Below are 12,498 nucleotides of genomic sequence, written 5' to 3'. Positions count from 1 at the left end.
GAGGGCTACTCCTGGCCGGGTTTAGCGGTGTAACTCAGGTGCAGGATGATGTCTTGCAGCGATTCGATGTGCCGCTCACGTATCTGCGGATTTTGCTCGGTAAATGCAAGGTGCCACCGGGAGATCGAACCAGTGCCTTCGAAGGGGAGATAGCGCTCGTCGTCGCCGGTGAATTGGCCGTCGTCGTTATCCCCGTGAGATAAGACAATTTGCTGGCCGGGGCGCAGGTTCTCCAGTTTACTGCCGCCCATTTCCACTGCGTTGTAGCTTTGAGTCAGGATCGCACTGATGTTCTCGTACAGGCCTAGAGCCAACGGCAAAGACACACCCATGCGCTGGATTCGTCGCTGGGAGGTACCGGGGTAGTCATCTTCAAACATCTTCGCGCTCAGTTCGAAATTGATCGCATCCCCGTTTTTCAAGGCTTTGTGCATTGTTTCCCAGTCTTGATTGATCAACGCAGGATCGTCATCCATGGCCTTCAACTGTCTGAGTGACACGGTCTTGGTGATCTCCAGGAGTCGCTCGTTACGTACCAGGTAGGCAGAGCGCATTTTCAACAGTTGCAGCTTCAACGTCTCTCCCGCACCCAGCCCACGCCGACTGTCGTTCCAGCCGCCGGTCTGGATAAACCGGCTGGTAAAGTCGGCGATCTCAAATTGCCAACAGGTCTGCGCTGACAAGCACAGCGCCAAGGTGGCGTCATAGACCTGATAGTAGAACGTGGAGAACTGGCCATTGAGCCATTGATACAACTGCGCATTGCTAAAACGCCTGCCGAGAAATTCATACGTGAGCTTCGCCTGCTCCTGAGCGAACTCGGCCTGACGCAGCTGTATGCGATTCGCCGCAGATTGTTCATTCAGCACCGCCAGCTGAGCGTCGATCTGCGCGATCTCCAGGTCGGCCTGGTCACGGGCCTGTATCCATTCCTGATGGCGTCGACGAAACTGCTCGGTGCGGTCAAGGGATTCAGCGGTGGCATGGCTCAGCGTTGCCACGCCGTACGCGACGGCCGCGACCATTTGCGGTACTCCCTCCAGCCGCCAACCGCCTACGGAGGCATAAGCAAAAGCACCCGCGCTTGGAGTCGGTGGTATGCCCGGGCAAAGGCCCCCCACCCCACCGCCACCGCCACCGGCCCCGTTGGGCGGCAGTTTCAGCCCCGCACCCAGCGCATTTGCCACCGCTGCCACACCGTCGGCGATCCGACCCGCCAGGTGCAACCCCGCCGCCGCTTGTTCGCCGGTGTTCACCCCCTCATCCGCCAGTTTGCGATAAAACTCCAGGCGCCCTTGCACGATCGCTTTACTGGCCTCCAGCGCTTTGCGCTGTTCCTCATCGACCTTCAGCGCCTGAGTTTGCAACTCGATGCCAAAGCGAGCGAACTCCCACAGCTGTTGCTGTTGCAGCTCCTGGAACTGCGCTTGCTCTTTACGCTCGATCAGCGACAACAGGGTCTGGCCGAATTGAATCAGGGTATCCACCGCGTTGCTGGCCGCGGCATGCATCACATTGAAGCGATACGGCGGCACCCCTTGCGTCAGCAAACGCCCGGCGCCTCCCGCGGCAGCGCCTTGGCCAAAGGCCGCCAGCAGGTCACGGGGGTTCAGTGGTGCGGCGAACAACGGCAGCGACAAGGCCTTACCGTCCAGGGTGCGGTTGTTGCGCAGGTTGTTCAGGCGTGACTCGACCAGGTCCCAGGTATGCACCAGTTCCTGGTTGAACGCCAAGCGCAGGTGACCGCTGTCCAGATCACCGAGGGTCAGGTCGGGGGTAAAGGTGCGCAGGCGCAGCGCGGGCTCGGCAAAGTAATACGGCGCTTCGGGGGAGTTGTCATCGCGCAGTTGGTCCTGCTCGATCAGCCGTTGCTCGAAGTCGCGCAATTCTCGGCTGCTGCTGTTCGCCAAGGTTTGCAAGGTGATAGGGGTCCAGTGGTCCACCAGTTTCACGTCCGGACGCGGGCCCAACAGGTCCAGGATACGCACGTACCACAACTTGGCTTCGCCGAGGCTGTCGGGAGTCAGTTGCCGGTAGGCGGCATCGCCACGGCCCAGCAGGTTTTTCAGGTAGTGCAGGTAAACGGCCTTGCGGTAACGCACCGGATTGCTTTCGGCGATGCCATCCGCGTCGGCGGGGGCACGGCTCACCGCGTCCAGGTCCGGGTCTTCTATCAGGGACCGTACGTTCCAGTAGTCCGGGCGGCCCCATGAGTCTGACTTGCGTACCGGGTCAAAGATAAACCCCAACCAGCGCTCGGCCTCATCGAACTGTTGCTCCAGGTACATGCGCTGGCTGACCAAAAACGGCAGGTGCAGAAACAGCTCCCAGAAGTACTTGCCATTGGCACCGCGAAAATCCATGAGGTTATGGGCGGCCGGCGGATCGAGGGGTGGCTCCTCCAGCAATTGGGTGCGCCAGTCCAGCAGGTTTTCCAGGGCGATATTGGCTTTGTTGATCAACTCGCGGGCGAACAGGGTGTTCATACGGATGGGTTGGCGATTGACGGTGCTGCTACCGTCGGTTTTCTCGATGCCCGATCCGCGAAAATCGATGAACTCGGCGACGCCCAGGGTGGGGCTGGGGCGGGTGTTGAGGCGGGGGGCTATAAAAAGGGGAGCGACGTTAGGGAGGATTTCGAGCTCGACGTAAGTGACCTTGAGCACATTGCCGACGGTGGTCCAGTCAGTTCTGTTTACTTCGACACCATGAATGAAGGGTATTTTCTTTGAGTTAGCTGGCCAGTTAATCCCCCAGTCAGGTAATAGTGTTTGCACATCGATAGGTATCGACACGCGCTGCCTATCCGGAGGACTTCTATCAAACGACCAAGACGACGTTTTTAAATAAACTCTAGAGCCCGTCACAGCATTTAAATCTGACGGCCGCATAATATGATGGCGAAAGCGATGCACTATTACTGCGTTCGACGTCATCGCAAAAACTCTATAACTGTTCAAAAACCCCGTACTTATCTCTCTTACACCAACAGTCCAATCTAGCCCTATCGCTTCGAATGCAGGTCTTGAAACGTAGTTGCCGTGAAGAGGGAAAGTACCATAAGGCAACTCTGGAAATGAAATCATTCCATAGGGGTCGGGTCTCATTAAAAAACCATAAAATGGGCTTCCGCCATTTAAATCCAAATTAAACCCATACAGACCCGCCCTTAGAATAGGGCTGTTAGAGTACATTTCAATCCTTGATCCTTCCAGAAGAACTTCCCGTGAAACAGGTGAAGCATTAGAGATTTTCAACACCAACGCCCACTGACAAGAAGTGCCATAAGTCGTCAAACTTATAACCTTTTCAGTTGCAACACCGGGACCGGCGATCGAAAAGCCCTGCTTTATTGTTGACTCAAAAACCAGGCTCTGTGTTTCAATATCAACTTTTACATCCACACCTTTTAGCGGATCAACAATTTTCGTTGACTGCCAGCCCCCATAATTCCAGTCATTGTGGTTCGGATTCGGCGACTCCGTTTCAACAGATTTAACGCCGATTTTTGGCCTGGGCGACCTGAACTGTAAGCGGTCTTTGTTCTGCTCGGCAAACAGCCGACCCAGACTCAACACTATGGGCTTTTTCAGGTCCGGGATCGTTTCCATCCCAGGCACATAACCGACGCTGGGGAACGAGCGCACAGGTATAAGATTTCTATCAATAAACGCCGTCGCTAAAAATGCATATTTGTCCTGTGAACCATTAAGTGCCGCGCCCGCTTCATACCCCGCATACATCGCCACAAACATCGAGTCCGGTGAACTCGAACTGTCCTGCACCGCAATACTGTCAATCAACGCCATCACACCCGGTGCCTTGAACAACGCCGCCTCACTCCACGCCTCAATCACCGTGTGCGGCACACTCCAGCTGCCATCGTATTTCTCGTACACCATGTTCATGTGCAACATGGGTTTGACGTTGACTGTCGTCACAGATGTACCCGGCTCCGGCGGTTTACTGGTTTCAACCGTCAAGGCTTCAGGGTGGCGGTCAATCAACTCGACCCAAAATACAAACAACCGGTTATTGAAATACACCGGACGAATCGTGTGCTCGATGGCGCTGGCGGAAATCGGCAGACTTGCCTTGTGCCAATCCGACCAGGCTCCCGATTGTGGGAAGTCGACCTTGGGCCCGTCGGGTTGATTGATGTTCTTCAGTGAGCGTTGGGACATGTCCACCGAGCGCCAGTAATATTGGTTTTCGCCGCGGGACTTACCGATGAAGTAGTACCTACCGTTCTTGAAGTCATCGGTGGTGATATAGCCATTGATGATCGACAAATTGGCCACTTCTTCGAAGTTGTTCAGGTAATTCTTGACGGCCTCCTGAGCCGTGTCGAGGGTGATTTTGTTCTGGTTAAGGTCGATTTCCAGTTGCCGGAAGTACGTCGATTTGTTCATCCGCAACTGCGGGTGAATGTAGATCTCCGGGTAATAACGCAACTGCTGGTCAGCGGCCCAGATCGGGTACTGGCTCTGGATATCGCGCCACTGAGTAATCAGGTGTTGCTCCATCACCTTGATTTCATACCCAGGTTCCATGCTCATCAGTGCGGCATTGATGTACTGCTGCACGCTGGCAATGGCCGAAGCGACCGGGCTGCTTTTCACCACGTTATTGACCTGGTTATCGATCAACAAGTACTGGTACAGGTCGTTGGGGGTTTTGATTTGGCCGCTCAACCCGGCACTCACAAATTGCGCAGCGTTCGGCACCACTTCGTTTAACGTGTAGGCCACGAGGGCATCACGCAGGGCCTCGTTGAGTTGGCTTTCGATGGACGTCGTCAAGATCGTGTCCTCAAATACGTGCTACGCCGCGCTGGCCGGCGGCCACTGCGGCTTGCCCCACGACGGCCCAAGTTTCCTTGGTGCTTTCGGCATGCAACCGCGTGGCGTTCAGCAACTCGTCTGCCGTCAGACCACTATCGAAACAGGCCTGCTGACAACGCCGCACCCAATCCACCTGTGCCATTGAGGTGGCGCGCCCATCTGGCAACAGTTGAAAAAGCTGGCGGATGGATTGGGGATCCCAGTTCAATAAATTGGCCAGCACTGCGCTCGCATCTTCATTGATGGCATTGCGCATGGCTCGTGTACGCAACCGCTCCTTCGCCGGGTTTACCGTCAGGAAATACCCCAGCAACGCTTCTTCGGAGTGGTCCTGGCCGCGAAACCAATGGCTGTAGCGCTCAAGTAAATAAAAGCTCTCCAGAGTCAAACCAACACCACCCTCAGTCCCCAGGCATTCCGGCCGAGTCAAGAACAGACGCAGTGATCCCGTACTCAGTTGCAAATGCAAAGCTGCCTTGGCGTGGCGTAACACTGTTTTCAGTCTGTCGATCAAGGTGGGCGCGGTTGAAGAAACCAGCACGGTTGACAGCAACTGATAGACCGAATCTTTCGCCCATCGAACCACGACTTGAGTGCGATCCATTGGCAAGTTCACCCATTCTTGGGCCAACCCTTCGATAAGCCGCAACTGCCGGTCATGGCCGTTCAATAAAAGCCCGCTGAGTTTTTCCAGGCTGCTGGCGCGGTCTTGGGCTGAAAGGCTGAGTTTGGCAAGCTCTACGCCCAAGGCCACTTCCAATTGACCTTGAACGTTCTCGATCAATTCAAGCGGTAAGGCTTTCACCAACCCTTTGTTATCGAGCAAGGGCGATAACACCTGGGGCCAATTGATCGTGTCTCCAGGCGCGCGGCGCTTGCGCCCCTTGGGCAGTTGCTCATGGGTAGGCAAGTTGAGATTGAGAATGTCCTGAGGGGTGATCAGTGTCGCGCGAATATCCGTAGTCAGCTTGGCCAAGCGGTCATTCAAGTCCTGTGCGGGTACATATTCGGCCTCCTCCAGCCCCAGTAGGCGCAGCACATCGGAAACGTTTTGCCGAGAGTCTTTGAGGTAGTTATGGAACCAGTCCAAGTGCATGAGTACATCGAGGATATCGGGTGGGGGGCTTTCGCCAGTAATCAAGGATATACGAGCTATTGCCAACTCGACCCCTGCACTGTTACCAGACTTGACGTAAAAATATCCGAGTCTAGCTGGATCCATTTTTGAAATTTCAACCCACGCATCTCTAGTGATGGTTTTGCCTCCCAACTCCAGGATGTTGCCGGCGGAAACGGGATCGAGTGTCAAATCAGTACCGTCGGAATTTTTCAGAAACTTTTCAAGATCCGGAGCATTAGGTTGTCGTCTAAAACTAAAGATTCGCGGCGTCTGATCGGTATTGAATTGATTGCCCTGCAGCACCTCTAACCGCGACCCCGGCGACAACGTCAGCAGGTCGCCTGATTGCTGACTATCAGCGGCAAGTAGCAAGTTAATTTGCATTTTCGGGGATGTGTTAGGATCGTAAGCAACAAGCTCAATCAAATCGACAGGTGTCGGAGGTGGCAAAAGCAAATGGCCTCTACACAATACTCGTACATACTCTACATCCCCCAATAACCTAAGTACTCCCGAACACTCCCATACGGACCAGCCAAATAATTGAGCAACACGCGCTTGTCGATAAATGGACGAAACCGTGGTTAAGTCTCGCCGTAACGTAGAAGAAACATACTGCTTCGTTTGCCGGACCAAACACAGCAAAGAAACATCGGAGACTTCTAAGCCCAAGCCTGCCGCCAGTTGCGCCAACGTAGTTTTTGAACCCTCATCGGGGTTATCAACGGTGAACGACCCTTGATCCAATATAAAGGGTCTGCCGAATAACACCGGAAAGTTAAAGATTCGATCAAAAAGCGGTATCCCCTTGCCCGTCGTAAACGGTGTGATGTCATGCATGAGCGCCGCAAACTCTTCAGACTCGATGGAATAATGCTGATGTAGATGGCGAAACACTCCCAAGGCGCGCAGCGTATTAAGGTTGGGATCCAGCGTCAGGTTTTTTTCACTGCGCATAGCGGATATCACCAGCGTATCTAATTCGGCGTAGGCGATGCCAGTCCAGCGCTGTAAACGAATCATTCGCTGCAAACGGTCAAAGCGATTCAAGGAGGTTTTGGTCAAATACCAGGCAGGTCCCCTAGACTCCTGGACTTCCTTGAGACCCATGGCGTTGTCATATTTATCAGCCACGATTGACGCGGCAGTGGGTGGTTGCAGAGTGTCATAGCGGTCAGAACCATGACCATTGACGTAGCAGGAACCATAATAAGCGGCCATGCCACCTTTGAGCATTTGCACGTTAGTCGCCAAGCAGTTAGGCGATAATCGAGGATAATGAGTGCGCTGCGACAACAGCGCCTCTACCTGAGTAGAATTGAGTTCAGTCTGTTGTAGAAAGGTTGTGAGCGACACCAGTCGCTCGCTAACTTCAACACCAAAATACTCAAGGAAGAATGCATTCGACTCACCTGTCATATTATTGAAGTCGCCAAGTACGAGTGTGAAGCTTAACGTGGAAAGATACGTGGGATTCGCGTATTCGCCAGTCGCCAGGGTCAGATTGAAAGTCGTGTAATAACCTTCCCTATTTTCTGAAAGTGCAGAGGGCGGATTTATTCGTGGACCGATCGTGTAGGCGGTGGCTATATGACGAAAATTCAGCGCCCATGTATTCGTACTTTCTGGGGTGCTGCTTCGGAGAACAACGTCTGCTTCTAGCGATGGCGCGCTCTGTTTAGAAAATACAAGCGTTGCCTTATTGGTTGTGGTATGAGTGTTTACAAGTACCTGAGCAGGTTGAACGACCACCTTAACCGCAGGTTGACCCGGCAAAACCAAATACCCCACGTCCAGTGGCTTGTAAGGCGATAAATAAGCAGTACCAGGCCCCTGCCAAAACGGTGTCATCGACGATTCGCTCACATAGAACGTCGTAAACAACGAAGGCTCCGTCAATATTTTTTGCTGTTCCGCGCTTAAACCCGACAATAACCGTTGAGCCTCAAACCGCGAGTTTTGCACCGCACCATAAGCATTTCTTGACCATCGACCGAGCGGCAACTTCAAACTGATCCGATAATTCAGTTCGCCCAATGCAGGTTTCTTACCCCCCAGCCCCAACATGCATTGATGGTGCGCGAAGTTGTACGGAAAGATAAAGGGATGTTTGCGCTCGGCCAACACGTCATAGATGGGCTTGTCGGCGTCGGGCGTGCCTTGCAAATACTGTTTGATCCCGGCCTCCAGCACGCCGTTGACCAGTTCCAGCATGGGCCGTGGAGTGAATGTGCTGTGGTGGTCGATAAGCAGACTCTTAAGGTCGGGGCGGCGAGTGTCCAATAAAATCTTGGTCGAGGTGCCTTGCCCACCTGGCTCCAGTGTTTTCGTGGCTAAACGGTAGATCGACCGCAGATACGCGACAGGGGAGTCCATCGCCGCGAGGGCACCGACTTTGCAGAACTCGTGCCAGTTTTCATTGAACAGGTTGGTGTAGCTGGGACCGATATTGACCAGGCTGCGCACACCACTCGATTGGCTGAGCGGCTGAGACTTGCCGCTGGAGACCCGATGTTCGCGGTAGAGACTACCAATCTGCCCGGCGTAGCACAGCGCATTTCTATAAGCCAGAGTCCCATCGGCATCACACACTTTGCCTAAGCGCTCGACAAATACCGACTCGGGCTCGCGGATAATATCGAACACCGAAGTCATCCCCATCTTGGTCATGGCCTCGACAAAACTGACTTTGCCTTTCCTGGCCTCTTTCGACGATGCGTCAGTCACCAAGCCCTGTATCAAACGAGCGTTGAAAACCGGGTTGACAGCCGCCTTGGAGGACGCCTCGATCTGCCGTGCTTTTGCCGCGGCCTTGGGTTTAGCATTTGCTTTCACAGTAGCTGGCGGTTTGGACGCAGTCGTTTTTTTGTCTTTGGATTTCATTTTCAGCTCACCCGCATTGACCGAGGATCCTGAGATAACTCTAAGCGTCTTTACGCCATCACGAACCTGTGAAAGCTGACAGGTTGGCGCCCTCTTCCGTCGGCGTGCACAGCCAGGTCCTGGCTATTTTTGTTTGCACGACTGCTACAGTAGGGTGCCTATCCACTCTGAGATCGCCCAAGGACTGAGCAATGCCCAACGTACTCATCACCGGCTGCTCCAGCGGCATCGGCCGCGCCCTGGCAAATGCATTCAAATCAGCAGGCTATGACGTGTGGGCCAGCGCCCGTCGTGAAGAAGATGTCGCGACCCTCGGCGCGGCCGGTTTCAATGCTGTGCAACTGGATGTCAACGACAATGCCGCCTTGAAACACCTGGCCGAGCAATGGGGCGAGCTGGACGTGCTGATCAATAATGCCGGCTACGGTGCCATGGGCCCCTTGCTCGACGGCGGCACCGAGGCGATGCAACGCCAATTCGAAACCAATGTGTTTTCCATCATCGGCGTGACCCAAGCGCTGTTCCCGGCGTTGCGCAAACGCAAAGGCCTGGTGGTGAATATCGGCAGTGTGTCCGGTGTGCTGGTGACACCGTTTGCGGGTGCCTACTGCGCATCCAAAGCGGCCGTACATGCCTTGAGCGATGCCCTGCGCATGGAGTTAGCGCCGTTTGGCGTGCGGGTCATGGAAGTGCAGCCCGGCGCTATCAATACAAGCTTCGCAAAAAACGCCGGCGTCCAGGCTGAATTGTTGATCAACGAGCAATCGCCATGGTGGCCATTGCGCGACGGCATCCGCGCCCGCAGCCAGGCGTCGCAGGACAAGCCGACACCCGCCAATGAGTTTGCGGCGGATGTGCTCAAGGCCGTGCAACAGTCGCAACCGCCGCGCCTGCTGCGTTCGGGCAACGGCAGCCGCGCGTTGCCATTGATGGCGGCGCTGTTGCCCAAGGGGTTGTTGGAGAGGGTGTTGAAGAAGCGTTTTGGTCTGGCGGGCTCACTCTAGCCCTTCATGAAATCAATAAATGCCCGCACCTTAAGCGGCAAATGCCGAGTGTCCGGATACATCGCATAGACCCCTTGCGGAGCGAAGCGATGGTCCGGCAACAGGCGCACCAACCTCCCGCTGCTCAGATCGTCCTGCACCAACCACTGCGGCAACACTGCCACGCCATGCCCGCGCACGGCAAAGGCTTGCAGGACCGCCGCGCTATCGGCCACCAGAGAGGCATTGCCGGGACGGTACTGATGTTGGCCACCTTCGGGGTCGGTCAGGCTTAACTCAGTCAGACGGCCATGTGCCAATTTGGGCAACGGTTCCAATGCCTCCAGCGTGTCAACCCCGGCGAACTCCGGTGCCGCCACGACAAACACCTCGAAGGTGGACAACTGCACCGCGCGGTGATTGGAGTCCAGCAAGCGTCCCAACCGAATCGCCACGTCGAAACGCTCGGAGATCAGGTCCGCGTGAGTGGAGGATGTGGATAAGTGTATGTCCAGGTCCGGGTGCAGGCGGCGGAAGGCTTCGACCGCCGGGGCAACCACGGCCAATGCGTATTCGACGGTGGTGGTGATGCGCAACGTGCCTTTGAGTTGGGCATGCTCCGAGCGCGCCTCCTCCACCGCCAGTCGCGCCTCTTCGAGCATGCGTGTGCAGCGCAGGTAGAAGCGCTCGCCGGCATCGGTCAGCGCCAGTTGGCGGGTGTTGCGGGTCAGCAGAGTGACGCCCAGTTCTGCTTCCAGACGCTTGAGGTTGAAGCTGACCACGGCGCGAGTCTGGCCCAACAGGTCAGCGGCAGCGGTGAGAGAACCGGCCTCGACCACGGCCTTGAAGGTGTCGAATCGGTCTAGGCTGACCATCGGCGGCGCCCTCCTTTGTCAAAATATTTTTGACAAAGTAACAGGCAAATCGACGTATCCCAAACAGCATGACCCGCCTACCCTGCCCGCTTCACTCGCTGGATCACACCCATGACCTACCGCTCGAAAGTCGCCTGGATCTTTTTATTGGGTTTTGCCCTGGACCTGGTGAACATGTTTGTCGCCACGGTCGCCTACCCGGATATCGCCCACGAACTGCATGCCTCGGTCACACAACTGGCATGGATCAGCAACGCCTATCTGATCGGCCTGACCGTGATCATTCCGCTCAGTGTCTGGTTGGCTGCGGTGATGGGGGAGCGAACGCTGATCGCGGCAAGCCTGTTGCTGTTCGCCGGGGCGTCGGTGACGGTGGGCCAGGCGAGTTCGATTGAAACACTGATCGGCTGGCGTGCCCTGCAAGGGCTGGGCGGTGGCTTGCTGATTCCCGTCGGGCAGGCCATGGCTTACCGGCATTTCCCGGCGGCTGAACGCAGCCAACTGACAGCGCGAGTGATGTCGGTGGCATTGCTGGTGCCGGCGCTGTCTCCGGCTCTGGGTGGTTTGATTGTCGACAACGTGTCGTGGCGCTGGATCTTCTACGCCAATCTGCCACTGGCGTTGATGACCCTGCTGCTGACCGTTCTATGGATAAAACCTGACAGGCCGTCGAGCCGTCGTGAGCCACTGGACGTGGGCAGTATTTTCCAACAGCTGCGCAGCCCAATGCTGCGCAGCCCAATGCTGCGCACCGCGATGCTGATCTACCTGTGCATCCCCGGTGTGTTTATCGGTACCAGCCTCATCGCCATACTCTATCTTCGCGGCCTCGGGTACGACGCCACACAGACCGGCGCCTTGATGCTGCCGTGGGCACTGGCGTCGGCACTGGCGATTTTGCTCAGCAAAAAACTGTTCAACCGTTGTGGTCCGAAGCCGTTGTTGTTGGCGGGCATGCTGCTGCAATGCCTGGGCATCCTGTTGCTGAATGGCCCTGCACTGATCATTCCAGCCTATTTGTTGATGGGGTTGGGAGGCAGCCTGTGCAGCAGCACCGCGCAGACCCTGGCCTTTCTCGATATTCCCGCTGAACGCATGGGCCACGCCAGCGCCTTGTGGAACATCAATCGGCAAGTGAGCTTCTGCCTGGGCGCAGCCATACTCAGCGCACTGTTGTCGGCCTTGGATTCCTTCGCCATAACCTTCACGATGGCGGCAGCCCTGACCCTGCTGCCTCTTTTTGCGGTGCTGCGTCTGGATACGTCCCGAATACGCGCATTGCTTCACCCTGCCAGCGAGCCTCACCGATGATCGATTACAGCGATTTTTTTGACGAAGTGATCCAGACCCATGTCGAGATCGAACAATGGTTTGCCGGCGTTGCGCCCGAAGGCACCTTGCAGAACCTGCTCGCGCGCTTCTCCCCGGAATTCAGCATGGTTGCCCCGGCGACCGGCGCACGGGTGAATGCGGCCGGGGTCAATGCCCTGTTCACTCGCTTGGGCGGCATGCGCCCGGGATTGAAAATCACCTTGAGCGAGATGGCCGGTATCGATCGCCATGCACGTGGCGCGACGGTGACTTACCGCGAGCATCAGGTGGACGCCAGCGGCACGCAGACGGATCGCCGCGCAACCGTGGTGTTCGAGAAGCAGGCCAGTGGTGCACTGTTGTGGCGCCATTTGCATGAAACGTTTATCGCGCAATGACATAGCTACTCAGGCCGCGTCCTACAAAAAACAGCGAACGGCCTGACATCATTACAAGTAAACATTCCCCAGCCTCCTTCACCT

Annotated in this window: 6 protein-coding genes; 3 read left to right on the top strand and 3 right to left on the bottom strand. The window is 55.9% G+C overall.

Translation table 11 applies throughout. The features are described 5' to 3' along the window. Positions 1–5: 5 nt before the first annotated feature. Both LUU92_RS05100 and LUU92_RS05095 read right to left on the bottom strand, forming a co-directional pair. Positions 6–4,802, bottom strand: a complete 4,797-nt coding sequence (locus LUU92_RS05100) for a Tc toxin subunit A-related protein (RefSeq protein WP_257103248.1) — start codon at positions 4,800–4,802, stop codon at positions 6–8. A 10-nt stretch (positions 4,803–4,812) separates the two neighbouring features. Next, positions 4,813–8,847 (bottom strand): Tc toxin subunit A, encoded by a 4,035-nt coding sequence (locus LUU92_RS05095; RefSeq protein WP_257103247.1) that lies wholly within the window; start codon positions 8,845–8,847, stop codon positions 4,813–4,815. 191 nt (positions 8,848–9,038) lie between these two features. Here LUU92_RS05095 and LUU92_RS05090 point away from each other — a divergent pair, with 191 nt between their 5' ends. Beyond that, positions 9,039–9,851 carry an SDR family oxidoreductase gene (locus LUU92_RS05090; RefSeq protein ID WP_071488556.1) on the top strand — a complete coding sequence of 271 codons (813 nt, stop codon included), beginning with the start codon at positions 9,039–9,041 and terminating at the stop codon, positions 9,849–9,851. Here LUU92_RS05090 and LUU92_RS05085 read toward each other — a convergent pair. Continuing rightward, entirely contained in the window at positions 9,848–10,705 is an 858-nt protein-coding gene (locus tag LUU92_RS05085; RefSeq protein ID WP_257103246.1) for a LysR family transcriptional regulator, read from the bottom strand. The two genes, LUU92_RS05090 and LUU92_RS05085, sit on opposite strands and share 4 nt — an antisense overlap. Positions 10,706–10,816: 111 nt before the next feature. On the opposite strand from LUU92_RS05085, the gene LUU92_RS05080 reads away from it, so the two are divergent. After that, positions 10,817–12,016, top strand: coding sequence for an MFS transporter (locus LUU92_RS05080; protein WP_257103245.1), 1,200 nt, complete (start codon positions 10,817–10,819; stop codon positions 12,014–12,016). Continuing rightward, complete coding sequence (locus LUU92_RS05075) at positions 12,013–12,414, top strand: DUF4440 domain-containing protein (protein ID WP_071488553.1); 402 nt, start codon at positions 12,013–12,015, stop codon at positions 12,412–12,414. The genes LUU92_RS05080 and LUU92_RS05075 overlap by 4 nt, the downstream gene beginning before the upstream one ends. Positions 12,415–12,498: the final 84 nt, after the last annotated feature.

It is taken from the genome of Pseudomonas extremorientalis (assembly GCF_024584605.1).
Lineage (GTDB): Bacteria > Pseudomonadota > Gammaproteobacteria > Pseudomonadales > Pseudomonadaceae > Aquipseudomonas > Aquipseudomonas extremorientalis.
The sequence above is the reverse complement of the archived record's forward strand: the minus strand, read 5'-3'. Positions and strand labels throughout refer to the sequence as shown.